Origin of the sequence: Natrinema gelatinilyticum (assembly GCF_024266705.1) — an archaeon.
Classification (GTDB): Archaea; Halobacteriota; Halobacteria; order Halobacteriales; family Natrialbaceae; genus Natrinema; species Natrinema gelatinilyticum.
Genome location: NZ_CP100756.1, coordinates 1609852 through 1631757 on the forward strand (window position 1 = coordinate 1609852; position 21906 = coordinate 1631757).

Annotated in this window: 20 protein-coding genes and 1 pseudogene; 7 read left to right on the forward strand and 14 right to left on the reverse strand. The window is 61.1% G+C overall.

Features of this window, described 5'->3' with window-relative positions:
* Positions 1-14: 14 nt before the first annotated feature.
* The 4 genes from NJU76_RS07890 to NJU76_RS07905 form a co-directional block, all read right to left on the reverse strand.
* Positions 15-1226, reverse strand: coding sequence for an MFS transporter (locus NJU76_RS07890; RefSeq protein ID WP_254532216.1), 1212 nt, complete (start codon positions 1224-1226; stop codon positions 15-17).
* 162 nt (positions 1227-1388) lie between these two features.
* Complete coding sequence (locus NJU76_RS07895; protein ID WP_254532217.1) at positions 1389-1973, reverse strand: diacylglycerol/polyprenol kinase family protein; 585 nt, start codon at positions 1971-1973, stop codon at positions 1389-1391.
* Positions 1974-2077: 104 nt separating this feature from the next.
* Complete coding sequence (gene glyS / locus NJU76_RS07900; protein ID WP_254532218.1) at positions 2078-3850, reverse strand: glycine--tRNA ligase; 1773 nt, start codon at positions 3848-3850, stop codon at positions 2078-2080.
* Entirely contained in the window at positions 3843-4697 is an 855-nt protein-coding gene (locus tag NJU76_RS07905) for a CBS domain-containing protein (protein WP_254532219.1), read from the reverse strand. The genes glyS and NJU76_RS07905 overlap by 8 nt, the downstream gene beginning before the upstream one ends.
* A gap of 133 nt (positions 4698-4830) precedes the next feature.
* Here NJU76_RS07905 and NJU76_RS07910 point away from each other — a divergent pair, with 133 nt between their 5' ends.
* Positions 4831-4992 (forward strand): DUF7556 family protein, encoded by a 162-nt coding sequence (locus NJU76_RS07910; RefSeq protein ID WP_425604300.1) that lies wholly within the window; start codon positions 4831-4833, stop codon positions 4990-4992.
* Positions 4993-5009: 17 nt separating this feature from the next.
* Here the strand turns inward: NJU76_RS07910 and NJU76_RS07915 are convergent, their stop codons facing one another.
* Positions 5010-5258 carry a hypothetical protein gene (locus NJU76_RS07915; protein WP_254532221.1) on the reverse strand — a complete coding sequence of 83 codons (249 nt, stop codon included), beginning with the start codon at positions 5256-5258 and terminating at the stop codon, positions 5010-5012.
* 108 nt (positions 5259-5366) lie between these two features.
* On the opposite strand from NJU76_RS07915, the gene NJU76_RS07920 reads away from it, so the two are divergent.
* A complete protein-coding gene (locus NJU76_RS07920) occupies positions 5367-5885 on the forward strand; it encodes a DUF7974 family protein (protein ID WP_254532222.1) in 519 nt (172 codons plus the stop codon).
* 223 nt (positions 5886-6108) lie between these two features.
* Here NJU76_RS07920 and NJU76_RS07925 read toward each other — a convergent pair whose 3' ends face one another.
* The 6 genes from NJU76_RS07925 to NJU76_RS07950 form a co-directional block, all read right to left on the reverse strand.
* The gene (locus tag NJU76_RS07925) at positions 6109-6267 is read right to left on the reverse strand and encodes a hypothetical protein (protein WP_254532223.1); all 159 of its coding nucleotides are present in this window, start codon (positions 6265-6267) and stop codon (positions 6109-6111) included.
* Positions 6268-6483: 216 nt separating this feature from the next.
* The gene (locus NJU76_RS07930; RefSeq protein WP_278002486.1) at positions 6484-8064 is read right to left on the reverse strand and encodes an ABC transporter ATP-binding protein; all 1581 of its coding nucleotides are present in this window, start codon (positions 8062-8064) and stop codon (positions 6484-6486) included.
* On the reverse strand, positions 8057-9226 hold the full coding sequence (locus NJU76_RS07935; protein WP_254532224.1) for an ABC transporter ATP-binding protein: 1170 nt from the start codon (positions 9224-9226) through the stop codon (positions 8057-8059). Before NJU76_RS07935 ends, NJU76_RS07930 begins: the two co-directional genes overlap by 8 nt.
* Before the next feature lie 2 nt (positions 9227-9228).
* Positions 9229-10206, reverse strand: a complete 978-nt coding sequence (locus NJU76_RS07940; protein WP_254532225.1) for an ABC transporter permease — start codon at positions 10204-10206, stop codon at positions 9229-9231.
* A 28-nt stretch (positions 10207-10234) separates the two neighbouring features.
* Positions 10235-11251, reverse strand: coding sequence for an ABC transporter permease (locus NJU76_RS07945; RefSeq protein ID WP_254532226.1), 1017 nt, complete (start codon positions 11249-11251; stop codon positions 10235-10237).
* Between the two features lie 119 nt (positions 11252-11370).
* A complete protein-coding gene (locus tag NJU76_RS07950) occupies positions 11371-12957 on the reverse strand; it encodes an ABC transporter substrate-binding protein (protein WP_254532227.1) in 1587 nt (528 codons plus the stop codon).
* 304 nt (positions 12958-13261) lie between these two features.
* Between NJU76_RS07950 and NJU76_RS07955 the strand changes: the two are divergent.
* The 3 genes and pseudogenes from NJU76_RS07955 to NJU76_RS07965 form a co-directional block, all read left to right on the forward strand.
* Positions 13262-13458 (forward strand): annotated as a pseudogene (locus NJU76_RS07955) (PPC domain-containing DNA-binding protein); the annotation flags it as partial.
* Positions 13459-13728: 270 nt separating this feature from the next.
* Positions 13729-14148, forward strand: coding sequence for a PPC domain-containing DNA-binding protein (locus NJU76_RS07960; RefSeq protein ID WP_254532228.1), 420 nt, complete (start codon positions 13729-13731; stop codon positions 14146-14148).
* A gap of 1 nt (position 14149) precedes the next feature.
* Entirely contained in the window at positions 14150-18337 is a 4188-nt protein-coding gene (locus NJU76_RS07965; protein WP_254532229.1) for a DNA-directed DNA polymerase II large subunit, read from the forward strand.
* A 199-nt stretch (positions 18338-18536) separates the two neighbouring features.
* Here NJU76_RS07965 and NJU76_RS07970 read toward each other — a convergent pair whose 3' ends face one another.
* Positions 18537-19448, reverse strand: a complete 912-nt coding sequence (locus NJU76_RS07970; RefSeq protein WP_254532230.1) for an alpha/beta fold hydrolase — start codon at positions 19446-19448, stop codon at positions 18537-18539.
* A gap of 321 nt (positions 19449-19769) precedes the next feature.
* Between NJU76_RS07970 and NJU76_RS07975 the strand changes: the two genes are divergently transcribed.
* Positions 19770-20099, forward strand: a complete 330-nt coding sequence (locus tag NJU76_RS07975; RefSeq protein ID WP_254532231.1) for an anaerobic ribonucleoside-triphosphate reductase — start codon at positions 19770-19772, stop codon at positions 20097-20099.
* Positions 20100-20208: 109 nt separating this feature from the next.
* Here the strand turns inward: NJU76_RS07975 and NJU76_RS07980 are convergent, their stop codons facing one another.
* Both NJU76_RS07980 and NJU76_RS07985 read right to left on the reverse strand, forming a co-directional pair.
* Positions 20209-20427, reverse strand: a complete 219-nt coding sequence (locus NJU76_RS07980) for a hypothetical protein (protein ID WP_254532232.1) — start codon at positions 20425-20427, stop codon at positions 20209-20211.
* Positions 20424-21275 carry an amidohydrolase family protein gene (locus NJU76_RS07985; RefSeq protein WP_254532233.1) on the reverse strand — a complete coding sequence of 284 codons (852 nt, stop codon included), beginning with the start codon at positions 21273-21275 and terminating at the stop codon, positions 20424-20426. Before NJU76_RS07985 ends, NJU76_RS07980 begins: the two co-directional genes overlap by 4 nt.
* 237 nt (positions 21276-21512) lie before the next feature.
* Here NJU76_RS07985 and NJU76_RS07990 point away from each other — a divergent pair, with 237 nt between their 5' ends.
* A complete protein-coding gene (locus NJU76_RS07990; RefSeq protein WP_254532234.1) occupies positions 21513-21806 on the forward strand; it encodes a DUF7130 family rubredoxin-like protein in 294 nt (97 codons plus the stop codon).
* The last annotated feature ends 100 nt before the right edge of the window (positions 21807-21906 follow it).

Here is a 21906-nt window from a genome sequence, read left to right on the forward strand (position 1 = left end):
GCGACGGCAGAGGCTCACTGTTCGGGTAACCACCACGTCAACACGACGGCGACGGCCACGAACCCGGCTAGCACGAGGTACGCCTCGTCGAAGTAGCCCCGTTCTGCGAGCGCGCCGACCATGACCGGACTCAGCGCGCCGATAGTCATGTAGATACTTCTCAGGAAGCCGAGTCCGGTCCCTCGCATGTCCGCCGGAAACGCCGCGGTCATGTACGGTAACGTAATCGTCCCGTAGCCGAGGATACTGCTCAGGAGGACCGTTCCGCCGACGATGGACCAAAATCCCTCGAGAAACGGGAGCGCGACCAGCGAGAGGACGACGATGCCGAGAACGGGCGGGAGCGATTTCCGGATTCCGTATCGGTCGTACAAGCCGCCCGTCAGCGGCTGGACGACGATTCCGAGCGCGAAGAACGTCCCGAAGAGACCGGTCGCCATCGGCTGCGAGAATCCTTTGATCTGGATGAGGTACGTCGGATAGAACCCCGTAAACGCCTGCCAGACGCAGTAGGTGAGGGTCTGAATCACCGCCACGGTGACGATTTCCGGGCGGCGCAGTTCGGAGACCACGTAGCGGACCGTCTCGAGGGAGACGCTGTCGACGGCACTGGTCGGACTCGAGGTGCGCGACGGAACGGCGAGTCGAAGGCCCACCGCGACGGCGGCGAACGCCGGGACCACGAGACTGAAGCCGTACTGCCAGGCGAACGCCGATGCGATTCCGCCGACCGCGAGCGGCAGGAGCGTGTTGCCGACCTGCCCCGCCGCCATGGTGATCCCGATAGCGGTGCCGTCGTTGTCCGGATAGACGTCGGACAGTGCCGTAAACCGGGCGACCCCGTACAGCGCCGTCCCGAATCCGAACGCAGCGGTCGCGAGGTACACGACCGGCGCGGAGCCGGCGACGGCGACGAGTCCAAGCGTGATCGCGGAGATCACGGAACTCGCGACGAGAATGTTTCCCTCACCGAATCGGTCGGCGAGCAGCCCACCGGGAAGTTGCCCCAGCGCGTAACAGATCCAGAGGACGGTCAACAGGAACCCGGCCGTCGTCAGGTCGAGGTCGTACGTATCGCGAAGATATGGAAGGAGGACCGGGTACGCGAGTCTAATACCGATCGAGAGACACCAGCCGGCAGCAACGGCGGAGAGAATAGTGCCACGGCCGTCGGCGAGAAATGCTCGGACGTCCGAGAGGCGGCCGACCACTCCCTGTTCAGACACGATAGCTAGTCACGTTCTGCAGCGACGGTCTTGATAGCTCCAGAACGATACGACCTTGCCGGGTTCGGACTGAACGATTGTCCCGCTCGAGACAGTTGGGACGGATCGCCTTGCCGGCCCATCCGACGGCGTGGATCGATCGGTCCGCCGTTCTCGAGCCCACTAGAGCGGGACGAATCTGAGCGCGAGAAACGCGAGACAGGCAGCGTAGATGGGGATCGTCAGGTTGTCGTCGATGATGTACGTGCGGATCTCGAGAGTCACACCGTCGGCGATCGTTGCGCCGAGTGCCGCCACCACGGCCGCGCCGAGGGGGAGAAACGGGATGGCGATAACCGTCGAGACGAGAAACATCGTAATGAGGACCTTCGGGGGTTTGATTCGCTGGAGACTGTTGTCCGAGACCGCGCCACTGATCGGGTCGCCGAGCGAGAGCATCAACATCGCGGGGAGGGCGATATCCGACTCGAAGACCACCACGACGGCCGCCATGCTGATCATGTACAGCGCGTAGCCCGCGGGGTTGTTCTGTTCGTACTCGCGCGTGAGTACCTCGTAGAGTCGCCAATCCAGTCCGATCCAGAGCCGAAAGAACTCGAGGACGAGCGTCCCGCTCGCGAGGACTATCATGAGGAATTGAAACCGAGTCCACGTCAGCCCCACCTCGAGAGACGTGCCGAGCAGGTAGAGAGCTACCAGGCCCGAGCCACTGGCGTGGACGAGTCGACGCTTCAGTTCGTCGGCCATCGTTTGTGCCTTAGTGGAGGTGACCTTCAGTCCGTCGGTTAGGTCTCCAGAGCTCTATATATAAAAGGGCGGCCGTCAGACCGACGACGTCGGCGGTCGAACCGCTATCCCTCGAGGTCTTCGAACTCGAGGTCGCCCGCTCGGATCGCCGGTAGTGCCGTGGGAAGGTCCTCTATCGGCAGTCGCTTCTGGGCGGTTGTGTCTCGCTCGCGGACCGTGACGGCCTCGTCTTCGAGGCTCTCGTAGTCGACGGTCACGCAGAACGGCGTCCCGACCTCGTCCTGGCGGCGGTAGCGACGACCGATATTCCCGGAGTCGTCGTACGTGACCGATAGACCTGCTTCCCGCAAGGCTGCAGCGACCTCCCGGGCTTCGGTCTCGAGTTCGTCGTCGTTTTGCAGCGGGAAGACGCCGACGAACGTGGGTGCGACCTCGGGTTCGAGGTCGAGGTACGTGCGTTCCTCGCCGTCGACCTCGTCCTCACGGTAGGCGTGATGCAACACGGTGTAGACGACCCGGTCGACGCCGAAGGACGGTTCGACGACGTGGGGCGTGATGTGTTCGCCGGCCTCCGTTTTCGCTTCGAGAGAGAACCCCGTCGTTTCGACTGGAATCTCGCGCGTTTCGCCGTCGAGGTCGATCTCCACGGTTTCCCCGTCGAACGCACTGCGATTGCGCGCAGCTAACTCCTCGAGTTTCTCGACGACGGTCTCGGCGTCACCGCCGAATTCCGGCCCGAGGTAGCTCATGTCGGGGTCGACGGTGGCGCGCTCGACGGTCCTGGGTTCGTCGTACTGTTTGAAGATCGTGAACCGATCGCCGGAATGGTCGCCGTGTTTCGAGAGGTCGTAGTTCCCGCGGTGGGCGAAGCCGGCCATCTCGATCCAGTTTCCGTCGATTTCGCTTTCGGCGTCCCAGCAGTCGCTAGCGTAGTGGGCACGCTCGCCCGGGAGGTGCTGGCGATAACGGAATCGATCCATGTCGACGCCGACCGCCTCGTACCACGGTTTCGCGACGCCGAGGAAATACGCGACCCACTGATCGGTGATGATCCCCGCCGCGACGGCCTCGCCGATCGTCGTCTCGATCTCCGTACCCCCCTCCGCATCCTGCTCGCTGGCCGGATACAGGGTCACGGTAACGTCTTCGACGCTCGAGAGGTCCGGCTCGTCAGCCTCGGGATCGATGAAGTATTCGAGTTCGGCCTGCGTGAACTCGCGCGTACGGATGATCGAACGTCGAGGGCTAATCTCGTTGCGGTAGGCGCGCCCGATTTGCGTGACGCCGAAGGGAAGCTGATTGCGCGCGTACTCCTTCAGTCGAGGGAACTCCACGAAGATGCCCTGTGCCGTCTCGGGACGCAGATATCCCGGCTGGGAGTCGCCGGGGCCGATGTTCGTTTTGAACATGAGGTTGAAGGCTTCGACGGCCTGACCCGCGAGTCCCGCGCCGCAGTTCGGGCAGACGAGTTCGTACTCGGCGATGACCTCTTCGACCTCAGGGATCGGGAGACTTTCGGCGTCTTCGTACTCCGTGTTGTCCTCGACGACGTGATCCGCCCGGTGGCTCTCGCCACACTCCGGGCACTCGACGAGCATGTCGTCGAACCCCTCGAGATGGCCGGAGGCCTCGAAGACGGGTTCGGGCATAATCGTCGGCGCGTCTATCTCCATGTTTCCTTCGGCGACTGCGAAGCGGTCGCGCCAGGCGTCTTCGATATTCCCTTTCAGTGCCGCACCCTGGGGCCCAAAGGTGTAGAAGCCACCGACGCCGCCGTAGGCCCCCGCGGACTGGAAGAAGTACCCCCGCCGTTTCGCCAGTTCGACCAGTTTTTCGCTCGTCGTGTCGGGAGTCTCCGCGTGTTCTTGCTCACTCATAGAGTGCCTCCAGCAGGTCGATGTCACAGACGATGCCGACCAGTTGCTCGCCTGTGAGTATCGGAATCTGTTCGATGTCGTTGCTGATCATCCGCTGTGCCGCCTCCTGGATCGACGTCCCGGCCGAGACCGTGACGACATCGTCGCTCATGAATTCCCGTACCGGTTTCGCCGGGATCTCGATGTCACGCGTGGGAAGATAGCGGCTGCCGACGGCTTTGATGCCCTCCCACGACCACTCGTCGTCCTGATCACCGAAGTTGTCGCCTGTCGCCTCTTCCCCCTCGACGATCCTGGCGACCTCGAGAATGTCGACCTCCGTGAGAATGCCACTCATTTCTCCGTCGTCGTCCAGCGCGACGGTGTAGGGGACGTTCGCGTAGGAGAGCTCACGTTCGGCGACGGGCAACGGCGTTCCCTCGTAGGTCGTGTTCACGTCCTCGCTAGCGACGGATTCGACGGATCCGTCCGCCTCCTGCTCACCCGCCGCAATCGCGTGAATCACGTCCGTCACCGTAACGATTCCCTCGAATTCGCCGTCGACGACCGGAACCCGTCGTGCACCCTCCTCGACCATCGTCTGAGCGGCGTCTTCGAGCCGGGTCTCGGAAGTCGTCGTCGGCACGTTCTCCTCCATCAGCATGACGAGTTGATCTTCGTCCGGTTGTTCGATGAGCGTCTCTCGAGAGATCAGTCCGCGGTATTTCGGGCCGTTGTCGGTCGGCTTGATGACCGGCACTGACGAGAACGATTGCTCCTGAAGATACTCGAGGACGTCCGAGCGGGTACCTGGCAGGTCGGCGGTCACCACGTCCTCGCGGGGCGTCATCGCGTCGGCTACGTTCATATCACCTGGGTACGGCGAAAATGAGTATAAACCCAGTGTTTCACGGACCGCCATTCAATCGATTCCTGAGTGGTCTCGCAGCTAACCAGTCCAATTCGACGAGTTTATATGTGAATGAGTGTCAGTAACAAACATGCCGACGAACCCCTCCACAATGGCTTCCGATGACACGATCGTCGGATCGATCGATTCGACGGCTGCAAGCGACGAATACGTCATCGCAGACATCTCCGCCGACGGTGCCTGGCTTTCTATGCAAGCGGACGATGCGCCGATGCTCCCAGCCTGGAGATAACTGGGAAAGGTGGAAGTTTATTCGACGAGGTCGATGGCGACGTCAGTCGTGGCTGATACCGGCATTCCGACGATCGCCGCGTAAGCGTCTTCGAGCGTCGGAGCTGTTGTCTTCGGACGCGACCCATCGGCCGTCGTTCCGAACGACACGACTGCGGTCGTCAGCGTTGGCGTCAGTTCTCCGTCCCTCGTCGCGTGAGCCTCGATAACCGTCCCATCGGGGGCTGGCAGTGTGGACTTCGATTGGTTTCGATGTGAGTTCGGCAAGCGTCGTCCGACTTCGGGACGTACGGTACGACGCGTAGCTTTGCGGTGGGCTTCCTGCCCGATTTAGACGCCCCGTCATTTTTGTGTACCGGGCTGCTCGCTAGGCCTATGGATCGTTCTCGATCACGCAGTGGCCAGACCCCGAACTCGAGCGATGATCCCCGCGTCGACCCCGACGGTTCTCGGTCGACCGTCGCCTCCTTTCTCGGGTCGCTGGTCCCCCCGTCTCTCGCACGACGGGCGATCGACGTTTCCGTCGCGACCGACCGGGAGGCCTACGAGCGCGACGAGTCGGTCGAGATCAGTATCGAGTTCAAAAATCGGCTCCCAGTTCCCGTCGAACTCCCGACGCCCCGCCAGCGCCGCTGGGGCTGGTCCGTCGACGGTCACCTCGAGGCCACCGACGAACGCGTCTACACTCGACACAATCCGGCCACGTTTGACTTCCGCAGTGGTGAACGAAAACGGATGTCGGTGACGTGGAACGGTCGCCTCGAGCAAGTTTGGTCCAACGGCCGACGAGAGTCCGTCCTCCCGGACCCGGGCGAGTACGAGATCCGGGCGTTCGTCGCGACTCGCGGGGACGCGACGCAACCCAGCGATTCGACGACGATCACCATCGAGTAGTGCAGGGAGCGGTTCTGCGCCGTTCGAGCCGACGGGAACGGTCGACCACGTTTCTCGGCAGGGAGGCCTGTCAGCGGATAATCTGGCAGGACGTCCCTCGGACAGCCGGCGTCGGTACTCGGCTGATCGAACTCGCTCTTCGTCGCCGGACGTGGAACGAGCCGGCCGGAATCGAGAGAAAAGTGTGGCTTCGTTCGTGCGTTCCGGTCATCGACCCGAGTCCTCACCCGGTGAGGAAGCCACCCGGCGGAATGCGCGTCGTGGGACGGCCGGTCTCGTCCGTCGTCCGATCGTCGCCGAATTCGGGGGAGTGTGCGATCGTTCGTCGTGCTTTTGTGAATCGTTGCGTGCCTGCCGCGACTGTAGCTAGTAGTTTACTCATACAAGAGTAAATACGAACGCTGCTCATATAAGTATTTTCGAGATGAAAGATCATGTGGATACATTGGTTTCGTCCTCTGCTTGACTAATCACAAAAATCGATTTATAGGGCCTCTTCGGACGAAATTTCAACGATACAGTAATATGCGAATTCGAAGCTCGACGCAAATCTGAATTTATAAAAATAGTGTACTATTCCGATACGTGCCGCGGGCGGTCACCGATGCAGATGACACGCCGCGAACCGCTCGCCCGATCCGTTCACCGATTCGATATCGTACGCCGGCTGTTCACGCGCACAGATACTGCGTTCGGCGAAGGACTCGAGCAACAGGTCCGTTGCCGCGTCCCATCGAACCGACCCGTCGTTCCCGTCACTTGCGTCGCGGTCCGTCGCGAGGTGGTCGATTGCCTCCTCGACGATCGATCCCGCTTCGTCCCGCGGGAGCGCGCTATCGAAGAACTCGGCTCGTAGTTCTGCGGCCGTCATCGGTTCGAACGTCCGTCGTTTGACCGCGCGCATGAACGTCCGCGTCAACGCCCACTCCTCGTCAGTCAAGTCGTACTCGTCGGGTGCGATCAGACGCGGACACCGCGTCCGAAACCGACACCCGGAGGGTGGATCGGCCGGGCTCGGTACCTCGCCCTCGAGGACGCCTCTGGCCCCATTTTCTCGCGGGTCCGGGACGGGAATCGAGTCGAGCAGGGCGCGCGTGTACGGATGCTGGGGATTCTCGAACAACTCCTCTTTGTCGGCGAGTTCGACGATGTGCCCGAGGTACATCACCGCCACGCGGTCGGAGATGTGGCGGATCACCGAGAGGTCGTGGGCGATGAAGAGGTACGTGAGGCCGAACTCCTCTTGGAGGCTTTCCATCGTGTTCAGGACCTGGGCCTGGATGGAGACGTCCAGTGCGGAGACGGGTTCGTCGCAAACGACGAAATCCGGATCGACCGACAGCGCACGCGCGAGGTTGATCCGCTGGCGCTGCCCGCCGGAGAAGGCGTGGGGATACCGATTGTAGTGGCGCGGGTCGAGCCCCACCTTCTCGAGGAGGCTCTTCGCTCGCTCGCGTCGGAGGTCGTCTTTGGATGCCGAAACGTCGACCTCGACCGTGATGGTGCCGTCGTCGGCCTCCGTGGCGGTGGCCTCGAGGAGTTCCGGGGCGGTAGCCGTCAGGCTGTCGCCGTCGCGATGAACTGACACTGGAACGCGAACGACGCCGTCCTCGTCCGTGTCCATGGCGAGGTCCGCGTCGTCTGCGACCGTCGCTTCGACCTGTGCATCGATCCCCTCGGTGGTGACCGTCGCCGTCGTCGGCACGTCGGGATTCGAGGTGGGCATATCGTGAGCCCGCATCGGCTCCTCGATGATCTGGCCGACCTTCATCCGGGGGTCGAGCGACGATTGGGGGTCCTGGAAGATCATCTGCATGTCCGACCGCGTCTGGCGAAGCTTCTCGCCGCTGAGGTCGGCCAGATTTTCTCCCTTGAAGTAGATGTCCCCGTCCGTCGGCTCGAGCAGGCGCAGGATCGTCCGACCGAGCGTACTCTTGCCGCAACCGGACTCGCCGACGAGTCCGAGGGTTTCGCCGGGCTTGATTTCGAGGGAGATGTCGTCGACTGCCTTCACGGTACTCTGATCGACGCTAATCGGCGGGAACTGGTTCGATTCGAATTTCAGGCCCCCGAACAGTCCCGAGTTCTGGGAGAAGTACTTCGTGACGTTCTCCAGTTCGAGCAGCGCCCCCTCCCGATCGTAGCTGCTCTCCTCGTCCATCCGAATCCCGCTACTCATGGCCGTCACCTCCCCGCTCATCGCCGGCCGGATTCGGTGCGAGTTCGGATTCCTGCTTGTCGATTCTCCGAGTTCCCTCGAGCGACCTCCGAGCTCCCTCGAGCGGGTAACTCTCGTCGTAGCCGACGTCGAACTCGTCGTGTTTCACGCAGGCAGCTCGATGTGGCTCGCCGTCGGCGTCAGCGACGGTCTTCGCGTCTGGGTGGACTTGCTTGCACACGTCCCGTGCCTCGGGACAGCGCGGATGGAACCGACAGCCCGAGGGGGGATTGATCGCTTCCGGCATTACCCCCTTGATCGCCTCGAGTTCCGTGACGGTCTGATCGGGGCGGGGGATCGAGTCGAGTAGGGCGTCCGTGTAGGGATGCTTGGTGTCGTAGAACAACTCGTCGACAGGCGATTGCTCGACGATCTCGCCGAGGTACATAACGTTCACCCTGTCACAGATCTCGGCGACGACGCCGAGGTCGTGCGTAACCCAGATAAAACTCGTCCCATACTTCGCCTGGAGTTCGTCGACGAGGTCGAGGATCTGGCTCTCGACCGTCACGTCAAGCGCCGTCGTCGGTTCGTCGGCGATGATGAGGCTGGGTTCGCAGGCCAGCGCCATCGCGATGAGCACGCGCTGGCGCATGCCGCCGGAAAACTGGTGGGGATACTCCTCGTAGCGCACTTCGGGATCCGGAATGCCGACCTCCCGGAGCATGTCGATCGCTTTCGCTTTGGCCTCGTCTTTCGGGAGCCCGCGATTGAGTTCGATGAACTCCCGAAGCTGCCCTCCGATCGTGAAGACGGGGTTGAGCGACTCCATCGGATCCTGGAAGATAACTGCGATCTCATTACCCCGGATTCGGGTACGGATCTCTTCGGTCGAGAGCATGTCGTCGCGCTCTCGAAGCTCGCCGTCCGGCCCCTCTTCGAGGCCGAAGATGGTTTCGCCCTTGTAAGTGATCTCGCCGGCGACGATTTCGCCGGGGCTTTCGACGAGCCGTAGCAGGCTCATCGAGGCGACACTCTTGCCGGCGCCGCTCTCCCCGACGAGGCCGACGATCTCGCCCTCGTAGACGTCGAACGAGATGCCGTCGACGGCGCGAACGGTGCCTGAATCTGTGAAGAACTGCGTTTTGAGATCGCGAACTTCGAGTAGTGGATCAGCGCTCATGATCAGTTATCAATCCGTGGGTCGAGTGCGTCTTGCAGGCCGTCACCGAACAGGTTGAAGCCGATGACAGTGATTAGAATCGCGAGACCGGGCCAGATGCTGTACGTCGGAGCGTTGATCATGTGGTTGCGCGACCCGGCGAGCATCTGCCCCCACGACGGCGTCGGTGGCTGTGCGCCGAACCCGAGGAACGACAATCCGGCGATGATCAAAATCGAGTAGCCGATCTGTAACGTCGACTGGACCAGCACCGGTGCGAAGCTGTTCGGAATGACGTGTCTGAGGATGATGTTTCGGTCCTTGACGCCCGCCGCTTTCGCAGCCTCGATGTAGTCTTCCTCGCGGACACTTACGACGCGGGACCTGATCAGGCGGTTGAACACGGGTATCGACGCGATTCCGACGCCGATGATGGCGAACCAGATGTTGTTTCCGAGAACGGCCATGATCGCGATCACGAGCACGAGGAACGGAATCGCGTACATCGTCTCCGTGATTCGCTGGAGCACGTCGTCGACTCGGCCGCCGTAGTACCCGGAGACGGCGCCGATGATCGTTCCACCAACGAACCCCACGACGGTTGCGAAAAAGCCCGCGGTCATCGCGATTCGTGTACCGTAGATAAGACGGGTCAAGATGTCCCGGCCGCGGGCGTCGGTGCCGAGCGGATATTGGAGTTCGCCGCCCATGCCGACCGGCGGGAGCAATCGCAACTCGTTGATGTTGTTCGGATCGTTCACCGGATTCTGGAGGTACGTCTTCGCGAATTCGTAGTTGAACACGACGGCATCGACGGTCGTGAAGACCGTCACGGCGCACAGGAAACCGATGATGTACAGGCCGATTCGAGCGGTCGTGTCCTGTTTGACCTGCTTCAACGTATACGAGAGCCCGACGTTTGCCTCGACCTCTTCGGTCTCATCTTGGATGGGCTCTTCGTCCGCGGGGGTGTCGCCGCGTTGGTGTTCTGTCACTGCCATCGTTTCTCACCTTCGTTGATTCCTTTCATCATTCTTGGTCACCGTATTTGACTCGCGGATCGATGTACGCGTACGAGATGTCCGTAATGATAACGCCGACGAGGTACGTAACACCGAACACGATCGTCGTTCCCATCACGACAGGGTAGTCCCGTTGGTTGATCGCCTGGATAATCAGGCGGCCCATACCGTTTATTCCGAAGACGGTCTCAGTCAGCACTGCCCCACCAAGTGCCGTGCTTAGACCGAGCCCGATGATCGTGATGACCGGAAGCTGGGCGGGTCTGAACGCGTGTTTGCGGATAATTTTCCGTTCTGAAACGCCATAAGCCCGGGCGAGTTTGATATACTCGTCCTGTAACGTATCGACCATCGTCGACCGTTCGATCCGCGTGATCTGTGCCATCTGCAGCGTTCCCAGGGTAATCATCGGCAGGATCAGGTGCCTAGCCGAGAGAGCGACGATTTCTAGCTGGGTCTCGGCTCTGCGCGTCACCCGGCCGCCGGTTCCCGGCTCAGTCCACGGCATGATGAGTCCCCGCGACGGGAACATGTCGAGGTGAGTGGCGAAGACGATGATCAACATCAGCCCGATCCAGAACGACGGTGTGGAGACGCCGATCAGTGAGACGATCCGTGCGATGTGATCGGTCGATTCGTTTCGTCGTTTGGCGGAGATAATCCCCAGCGGAATGGCGGTGACGATCGCGAACGTGAATGCTGATACGGTCAGCAACAGCGTGATCGGAAGCCGATTCATGATGAGTCTGGATACCGGCATTCCGGAATTGACGTTGATGCTCTCACCGAGGTCTCCCTGCGCGACGCTAGCGAGGTAATTCAGGTATCGCTCGTAGACCGGCTTATTCAGCCCATACTTGGCCCTCACTTCGGCGATCTGTTCTACGCTCGGTGACGGCCCGAGCATGATGGCTACCGGGTCGCCGGGAATGGCGTTGACGAGGAAGAACACGATCGTTATGATCCCGAGCAGCACCGGTACCGCTTGCACTAGTCGCCACGCTGTGTACCGAAGTAAACTCATGAATGATCACCCACTCATATGATACTGCACTAATTCTACCATCCTACTGTGTTCAAATTTCAATATTTTTTGGAATCGTCCGCTGCCAACAAATATGTTTCCTTTCCGTCTTTGGCCGATTACTCGACGCCGACGTTGTTGTAGTTCGTCGCTAGCGGGATTATAGCGGCACTCGGGTTCGACGCAAAGTCGTTGACGTAATTCGCTACACCGTAGCTGTTGTACGTGTTGTAGGCGGGTATGTGCGCGCGGTCCTCGAGGATCGTATTCGTCGCCTCGATGTACATCTCACGGCGCGCCTCTTTTTCGGTCTCTTCGCGTGCGTCCACGATCAGTTGATCGACCTCGTCGTTTCTGTAGTACGTTCCGTTCGTGGAGCCCTCGAGTTCCTGCGCAAATAGGTAGTAGGTGAACGCTTCGGGGTCGGGCGACCCGGACCACCCGAGGGTGTATATGTTGTAGTCGTCCTCGCTCCCCGTGGCGTACAGCTCGAGGAAGGTACCCCACTCGAGTCGCTCGAACGTGACGTTGTTGAAGCCGACTTCCTTGAGACCGTTGCTCACGGACTGGCCGATCGCTTCGCGCATGTCGTCCGGGGGAACGATGATGTTCCACGAGTAATCCATGCTGATGCCCGCGTCCTCGAACAGCTGCGTGGCCTGGTCGATGTCGCGGTCGTGCGGAATTTCTGCCCACTGGTCGGCGGGGAAGTCCCACGCCTCGACGACCGACTTTGGGAACGGGCTGTACTGGCGAACGCCGGCGGGCTTGACGAAGCTCTCGATCGCGTCGTCCATCGAGAACACGTAGTCGACGGCCTCGCGCACCTGCGGATCGGCGGTCGGTCCTTCGTTACAGTTGAACGCCAGGTAGAAGTACCCGATACCGAGGCTCGATACGATCGACGCGTTGTCCATGTTCTCGACGTCCTTCCACAGCTGTGGTGGGACGGTCTCGATGACGTCGCTCTCGCCGGTCTCGAGTCCGGTCACGCGCGTGGATTGCTCCGTGACGAAGTCGAACTCGACCCCCGAGATGTTGGGGGTCTGTTCGCCCCAGTAGTCGTCCCATCGCTCGAGCAGAACGTATTGTCCGTCCTCCCACTCGACCCACTGGAACGGGCCGCTACCGACGGGATTGTGACCGAAGTCCTCGCTCCCTTCGCGTTCGGATTTCGGCACGACCGATGCGGTGACCGTGGTATTGAACGCCGCGTAGGGGTATTGGAGGGTGAACTTGACGGTCTTGTCGTCGACCGCCTCGATGCTGTCGATCATGTTGACCTCGGCGGCGTTCTCCGTCTCTTCCTTGACCGGCGCCTCGAACGAGTACTTGACGTCCTCCGCGGTAACGTCGTCGCCGTTCTGGAAGGTCGCCTCGTCTTTGATGCCGACCGTCCAGGTCAGCCCGTCGTCGCTCACTTCCGGCTCGCCGTCCGCAAGCACTGGGACGAGGGTGTCGGTTGCGTCCTCGTTGTACGTGTACAGACTCTCGTAGATCTGCCCGTTTACCTGCGCGGTCGGGACGCCGTTCGCGACGATGGGATCGAAGCCATACGCCCACCCTTTCTCCTGCGTGAAGAAGAGTTCGTTCCCGCCATCATCATTACCGCCCCCACCGATGCATCCTGCGATCGCTGCTGCCGAAATAGCTGCACCCGAACCGAGGAGACCCCGACGGGTTATCTCTGGCAATTGGTGTGACATACCGTATCAACTGGAGTGAGGAATCTAATATAAGTTTTGGTATCGTCCCTATTTATGCCGCATCGAGCATAAAAAAGGTATACTTTATTAACTATTTAGGCTGATGGCTTATACGTATGTAGCACCGCATAGCCTCTCGAGGGCTTCGGTAATTTCTAGTTAGTACAACCAAGCCTACTGAGCCAGTCGGCGTTGTTCGCCTCTCATACGGTCTGCTGTACCGATGTACCGGTGCATCCGCAGGACGGTCGCGGTTGCACCGGCAATGACGTACAGCAGACCGTATCAGTAAACCTCGAAATGGGCAGATTGGCGCGCGGAGACCGAGTCGCTCGCGGACGCGGTCGACGCTGCCGCCTGGTTTACCGCTCTTGGTGCGGTCCGGGATGTCGAACTCTGGTTTACGATCAGGACGAGTGCGAGTACCGTCCGATCGCGTTCGACGAGCCACTCGAGGTCGCGAGTTGTACCGGGAACGTCTCCTGGCTCGACGGTGAGCGCTGACCGCGCATCCAACATAACGCGAAGGGATGAGAGTGACGAATTGTCTGCCAGAATTTTATATTGATACACAAAATCAAGAGACGAACAAACTTCGGACAGGAAGGCCATCAGTCCAAAAACAGACAGATACTGGCTGCTCAAACCAGCTCAAATCATCGGAGCATTCCCTCGGGAGAACACGGCGGAACGGTCGATAGCAGTGCAAGTGTGGCAAATCTATCACCGGAAGGGGGGACCTTTTTCTATCGGCCCACACAGTACGTGTGTATGAACTATCGAGCCGTCGAGACTGCGGCGGAATACGTCGCCCGCCTCGAGACGGGTGCCGACTGGCGCGCGGAGATCGAGTCGCTCGCGGACGCGGTCGACGCCGACGCCGCCTGGTTTACCGCTCTCGGTGCGGTTCAGGACGCCGAACTCTGGTTTTACGATCAGGACGAGTGCGAGTACCATCCGATCGCGTTCGACGAGCCACTCGAGGTCGCGAGCTGTACCGGGAACGTCTCCTGGCTCGATGGAGAGCGGTTCGCACACACCCACGCGGTGCTGTCGGATCCGGATGGCGAGGCGGTCGCCGGCCACCTGAACGAGGCGACGGTCTGGGCCGGCGAGGTCCACATGCGCGTCTTCGAGGAGCCCCTCGAGCGCGAGTATGACGAGGTCACTGAACTCGATCTCTGGCTCTGATATGCGCGCGGAAGACGAACGATACTTCGAACGGCTCGAATCCCAGCTCGAGGCGGCCTTCGACGTGGCCGAGCGCGCCAAAGAACGCGGTGGCGATCCGAACACCGACGTCGAGATCCCGGTCGCACAGGACATGGCCGACCGCGTCGAGAACATCCTCGGAATCGAGGGCGTCGCAGAGCGTGTCCGCGAACTCGAGGGGCGAATGAGCAGAGAAGAGGCGGCCCTCGCGCTCGCGGAGGACTTCGCCGAGGGACGCGTCGGCGACTACGAGACGAAAGCTGGCAAGGTCGAAGGCGCGGTTCGGACCGCCGTCGCCTTGCTGACCGAGGGGGTGGTCGCAGCGCCCATCGAGGGGATCGACAAAGTTGAAATCCTCACGAACGACGACGGGACTGAGTTCGTCAACGTCTACTACGCCGGCCCGATCCGCTCGGCGGGCGGGACCGCACAGGCGTTGTCCGTCCTCGTGGCCGACTACACGCGTGCGCTAGTCGGAATCGAACAGTTCACGGCCCGACAGGAGGAGATCGAACGCTATGCCGAGGAAATCTCACTCTACGACAAGGAGACCGGCCTCCAGTACACGCCGAAGGACACGGAAACGAAGTTTATCGCCGAGCACATGCCGATCATGCTGGACGGCGAAGCGACGGGCGACGAGGAGGTATCGGGGTTTCGGGATCTGGAGCGAGTCGATACCAACAGCGCCCGCGGCGGAATGTGTCTGGTCCTCGCCGAGGGGATCGCGCTGAAGGCGCCGAAAATTCAGCGTTACACCCGCAATCTCGACGAGGTCGACTGGCCGTGGCTCCAGGACCTCATCGACGGCACCTACTACGACGCCGAGGACGAGGACGACGCGACTGGGAAATCCGACGGCGACAGTGACGACGGGGACGCGGATGACGAGATCGCCGCGAGCGACGGCGACGATGGCGATGGCCATCTCGAGGGCCCGCCGCGCGTCGAGCGATCACAGAAGTTCCTCCGGGACCTGATCGCGGGCCGCCCAGTCTTCTCTCACCCCTGCGCCAAGGGCGGCTTTCGCCTGCGCTACGGCCGGGCACGCAATCACGGCTTCGCCACCGCTGGCGTCCACCCCGCCGCGATGCATCTCGTCGACGACTTCCTCGCGACGGGCACCCAGATCAAGACCGAACGGCCCGGCAAGGCCGCTGGCGTCGTTCCCGTCGATTCCCTCGAGGGACCGACGGTCAAACTGGCGAACGGCGACGTCCGTCGGATCGACGACCCCGAGGACGCCCTCGAGATCAGAAACGGTGTCGAGAAGATCCTCGACCTCGGTGAGTACCTCGTCAACTACGGTGAGTTCGTCGAGAACAACCACCCGCTCGCACCCGCCTCCTACACCTACGAGTGGTGGGTTCAGGATCTCGACGACGCGGGGGCCGACGTACAGGCCCTCCAGGACGACCCCCGCATCGATCTCGAGTCCCCCGATCCCGAGGAGGCCCTCGAATGGGCACTCGAGTACGATGCTCCACTGCATCCCGAATACACGCCCCTCTGGCACGATCTCTCGGTCGATTCGTTTTGCGGCCTCGCGGCGGCAGTGTCAGACGGCCGAATCGAGGGCGAGAGTAGCGGCGACGGAATGGACGACGGCGGGACGCTCGTCCTCGACTATACGGATCCCGTCCGTGACGCCCTGGAGACGATCGTCGTCGAGCATCGCCAACACGAGAACGAGGGCCGAATCGAGATCGACGACTGGCGCCCGTTCGTCCGAACGCTCGGCTGTAGCCCACGCCGAACGGTCGCCGACGGGGCCGCGATGGAATCCGATACGAGTGAAGACGAACTGGCAATCGAACTCGAGCGCACCTGGGCCAACGCCGATCTTTCCGAACGCGCTCGAACGTGGAGCCACGAGACCGAGGGCGACAACGCCATCGAAGCGGTTAACGAGGTCGCCCCGTTCACGGTCCGCGAGCGGGCGCCGACACGGATCGGCAATCGGATGGGCCGTCCGGAGAAGTCCGAGCGTCGCGACCTGAGTCCGCCGGTCCACACGCTCTTTCCCATTGGGGAAGCCGGCGGCGCTCAGCGCAACGTCGCCGACGCCGCAAAGCACGCCGAGACGATGTCGGATACGCCCGGCGTCGTCGAAATCGGAATCGGTCGCCAGCGCTGTGTGAACTGCGGGACCGAGACGTTCAAGAACCGCTGTCCGGAGTGTACCGACCGCACCACCCCTGACTACCGCTGTCCCGACTGCGACCAGCGGGTCGAACCGGACGACGCCGGACGCGTCGAGTGTTCTCGCTGCGAACGCGAAGCGACCTGCGTCGAACCGCGCGAAATCGACATCAACGACGAGTTTCGTAGCGCCCTCGAGTCGATCGGCGAGCGCGAGAACGCCTTCGAGATCCTCAAGGGCGTCAAGGGGCTCACGTCGACGAACAAGATCCCGGAACCAATCGAAAAGGGGATCTTGCGGGCGAAGCACGACGTGAGCGCGTTCAAAGACGGCACCGTTCGCTACGACATGACCGACCTGCCGGTCACGGCCGTCCGCGCGACCGAACTCGACGTCGACGTCGGCCAGTTGCAGGCACTCGGTTACGAGTCGGACATCCACGGCGAACCGCTCACCCACGAGGACCAACTGATCGAACTCAAAGTCCAGGACATCGTCCTCTCGGACGGCGCGGCCGAACACATGCTCCGGACCGCCGACTTCATCGACGATCTGCTCGAGCAATACTACGGTCTCGAGCCGTTCTACGAGTTCGAGGACCGCCAGGAACTCGTCGGCGAACTCGTCTTCGGGATGGCCCCCCACACGTCGGCGGCGACTGTCGGGAGAGTGATCGGATTCACGAGCGCCGCAGTCGGCTACGCGCATCCGTACTTTCACGCGGCTAAGCGACGGAATTGTTTCCACCCCGAGACGACGATTCGCTACGAGGGCGAATCGGGAACCGTTAGCGAAGAGTCGATCGAGACGTTCGTCGAGTCACGGCTGACTGATCCCCGCAAAGACGACGTCGGAACGCTCGTTCAAGACCTCGAGGGAGATGTCACCGTCCCGTCGATCGACGACAGCGGACACCACGTGAGCCGACCGGTCGACGCCGTTTCGAGACACCCGTCGCCGGATCACCTCGTCCGAATCGAAACTCGGGAGGGACGATCGCTGACAGTGACCCCTGATCACACGATGGTCGTCTGGAACGACGGTCTCGAGCGAGTTGCCGCGAGCGAACTCGACGTCGAGGCTGAGATTCCGACCGCCGCGTCCACCCGCTCGGCCGCGAAATCAACCACGCGCACAGCGGGGGTTACTGATGGCGGTCGCCCACCGGTCGACATCGTCTCGCGGACCAAAATCGTGCCGTCCGAGATTGAGTACACCTACTGTCTTACGGTTTCCGACACACACACGCTCGAGGCGAACGGATTGGCGGTCGGGCAGTGCGACGGCGACGAAGACTGCGTTATGCTACTTATGGACGGCCTGATTAACTTCAGCCGATCCTACCTCCCCTCTTCCAGGGGCGGTCGTATGGACGCGCCCCTCGTCATGTCTTCGAGAATCGATCCGTCCGAAATCGACGACGAGGCCCACAACATGGACGTCGTCTCGCAGTATCCACGCGAGTTCTATCTCGCGACCCGCGAGCAGGCCGATCCCGGGGACGTCGACGTCGAAATCGCCGAGGATACGCTCAACACCGACACGGAGTACACCGGCTTCGAACATACCCACGACACCACGAACATCGCGATGGGGCCCGACCTGTCGGCGTACAAGACGCTGGGATCGATGATGGACAAGATGGACGCCCAACTCGAGCTCTCGCGCAAGCTCGAAGCGGTCGACGAGACGGACGTCGCGGAGCGAGTCATCGAGTACCACTTCCTGCCGGACCTGATCGGCAACTTGCGGGCGTTCTCCAGGCAGGAAACGCGGTGTCTCGACTGCGGCGAGAAGTTCCGACGGATGCCCCTGACCGGCGATTGCCGCGAGTGCGGGGGGCGCGTCAACCTCACCGTTCACAAAGGATCGGTCAACAAGTACATGCAAACCGCCATCCAGGTCGCCCAGGAATACGACTGCCGGGACTACACGAAACAACGGCTGGAAGTCCTGGAACGCTCGCTCGAGAGTATTTTCGAGAACGACAAGAATAAGCAGTCGGGGATCGAGGACTTCATGTAATACCATTCCGTTCTGCGTGCGATCGCACTCGGCACCGTTTCGATCAAACGCTTTCCTCACTCCTTCGGTACGTTTTGGATCAGTCGTCGGCCTGCTCGCTCGACCTCCGGCCTCGCTCACGGCGGATTTCGGTGACACCTCCTCTCCGTCGAGTGGACGTTACGCGTCCGCGATGTGCGGAAATTTCGTCGAAGCCCGGCTAATCGCTGTTGACTCGAGTAATACCGGGCATCTCTGCCTTGGTATACTGTGGTTTCGCCGCGTCTCGTTCTTTCGGCAGCCAGTCCCGAAGGCGCTCGTTGAACCACGCAGGCTTCTCTCTGGGTGTCCAGTGGCCACAGTCGTCGACGAGAGCGAGTTCCGCGTTCGGAATCCGGTCCGCCGCGCGTATCGACCACTTCACGGGGACGAGCGGGTCGTCCTTTCCGTGGACGAGGAGCGTCGGGACCGGGAGCGACTCGAGGTCGTCGGCGAAATTCGTCGCGACGCGACCGCTAAAGGAGAGTTCGTTCTCCTGAAATTCCTTGAACGCCTGTATCGAACCGGGTTCCATCAGCCTCGTTCGGACGTCCTCGACGAAGGGTTCGGGCAATGCGTCGGCGTCCGCGACGAGATTATCGAGGACCATCCGAACGCTCGCCGAGGAGGCGCTTGCGGCGATTTTTCCGAACTCGGTCACGCCGGGGAACTGGGCCAGAACCTTCCATGGAAGAGCCTGTGGCAGGTGACCCCCGAGACCGTAGCTGTCGACGAGCGCCAGCCGCTCGATACGGTCGGGGTTCGCGAGCGCGTAGCCGAGTGCGACACCGCCGCCCATCGAAATACCGGCTAGTGAAACGCGCTCGTCGGGAAGCGTCTCGATGAACCCGTCGAGGACATCGATGTACGCCTCGATGGTGTGTTCGACCGCTCCCGTGCTGTTTCCGTATTCTGGCCAGTCGAGTCCGTAGACGCGGTAGTCGTCGGCGAGCGAGTCGATCGTGTGTCGCCACGAGACGGTCGCGTCGTCGATTCCCGCGCCGTGACAGAGGACCACGGCCGGGCCACTCGTTCCCGCTCGCCGGTAGGCGATCCGACAGTCGCCGATGGTGGCGACACCGGTCCCGCTCATGACCGGATCACGTCGTTGGTGCACCGTCCGACGACTACCGTCGCGTCCGGATTGCAACCGTTCAGCGTCCGCTTCAGTTCGAGCGCCCCGAGAGGTACTGCGTCGACTGCAGAGATATCACCAATCAGATATTGGGTGAGATAAGTTATCATACGACTAGCCTCTATTCGGGGAGTGTATATTGTTTTCTATTATTGCGGGGACATTTACCATTGGCTGCTGTGACTGCCACGCCCGTTTACGTTTGCTACACGGTTCGGGATGATTACTCTCGAACAATGCGCGCTTGGGCTTTATTTGCATTGCGGAGTTTGCTCACGTATGGGAGAAACACCTGCCAGAGAGGACGAAGAGGAAGCCGTTGAGGAGCTTCTGGACATCGACTTCGGAGAGACTGTCTACGACGCGAACGGCAACGAACTCGGGCAGGTCCGCGGATTCGACCGGGGAGGATTCTTCGTGACGACTCGCGAGGGCATCGAGGCGATGAGTGTCGAACACGCACGGGCCGGCCACGAGTTCGGCGAGGCCGAGTTGATGTGGCGCTGCATGGAGTGCGGCGAAATGGGCGAAATCGACGACGGACTTCCCGACGAGTGTCCGAACTGCGGGCGTTCGAAGGAGAACCTGATGTACTGGACCGAGGATTGATACGGACTACTGGAAGCCATTGCCGGTGCATCCACAGGACGGTCGCGGTTGCACCGGTACATCGTTATAGCAGACCGTATGAGCTGGCCGCGTCGCCTTCAGCAGAACGTTAGCATGCTGCCAGACGTGTATGTGAACGCGTCTCAACAGTGACTTTGGTTCGTTCGACGGTGACATCTTTATTGTCTCGTTCCATTCGTTCGGCGACCTCGAGTTCGCCCGAATGCTCGATCTTCGCCAGAAGGTAGTCAACACCGACGTTTTCGAGTGACTGATAGACGTCGAGCGTCTCGAACCCGCGGTCAGCGAGTGTCGGGCCGATGTTCACAATCCCTCACCGAGGAATTGCTCTGTCGCCTCCCGGAACAGAGCCTCAAACGCCATCTCCGAGAGGTCCCGACGGACCAATCCCTCGTATTCCTGCTCGTAGGAGTGCGGCATATTCGGATAGTCAGAGCCGTACATGACGCGGCCGGCGAGGTCTTCAAAGATGGTGTCATCGATAGAGGCGGGGTCGAAGTCGACGTGGTGGTCGACAACCGTCGCCATCGCAAAGCTGGTGTCGAGATACACGTTCTCGTCGGCACGGGCGATATCGAGAAACGCTTCGTGCTCGAACGTCCCCATGTGAGCACAACAGGCCCGCACCTCCGGGAATTGTTCGCGGAACTGCTGGAACCGTTCGATCCCGACGTGAGGACTCCCCTCAAACATCGGCGCGTTGCCAGCGTGATGGAGGACTGGCTGGTCGTACTTGGCGCAGAGTTCATAGGCGGGATCGAGCCGAGGATCGTCCGGCGCTACCTCCTGGACGGGACACTGGAACTTCAGTCCGCGGGCCCCGTTCTTGAAGGCGGCCTCAACGACTGCGTGGACATCATCGGCAGGGTGGACTGTCGCGAAGGGGATACACATCTCTGAGTTGCTCGCCTCCTCAAGCAACCATTCGTTGAGGTCGGCAGCAATATCCGGTTTGTGAGCGTATGGTAGCGCAATGTATCGCTCGATTCCGTGCTCGCGAAGATCTCCCTCAATTGCCTCCCTGTTGGTCGGGTGATCGAATTCCCAGCCCGCTGTATCATTGAGCGCCTCGCGAATGGCGACCATCAGCCGGTCAGGCATCAGGTGGACGTGTGCATCGATAGCACCGTCAACAGGAATCTCACCGGTTGTCATTGAAATCCATTTCCTCGGTGAGCGGGAAAAAGACACTGTCATAGTGCTGGTGAAGTCACCCTCGAACGGAGTGAAATGGTGATAGAGACGTTCTTACTACGGATAACAGCAATCAGATACACGAGACCTGGCTGAACGACCATTTACAGTAACTCACCATCCGAACTTGGATCCGGGAGCCATCACATTCGATATAGCGTACTAGCGTTTATCACGGTCTGTGCTGTAGCGTCGCGTATGGCCGAGGAACAGTCTCAACTGGCGTTCGGAACGACGGTGTACACGGAAGACGGCACGGAAATCGGACGCATACGAGGCATCGACGAGGACGGACTTTACGTCACACTCCGAGAGGGCCTCGAGGGGCTGAGCGTCGAGCACGTCCGTTCCGGTCACGAGTTCGGCGAGGCGGAGTTGATGTGGCGTTGCTGGGAGTGCGGCGAGATGGGACGTCTCGATAGCGATCTTCCCGATACGTGCCCCTCCTGCGGTGCCGGTCGCGAAGACCTCTACTACTGGACCGAGGACTGATACGGTCTGCTGTACCGATGTACCGGTGTAACCGCGACCGTTCTGCGGTTGCACCGGCAATGACGTACAGTAGTCCGTATGAGACGGTGTCCGGTCTGCG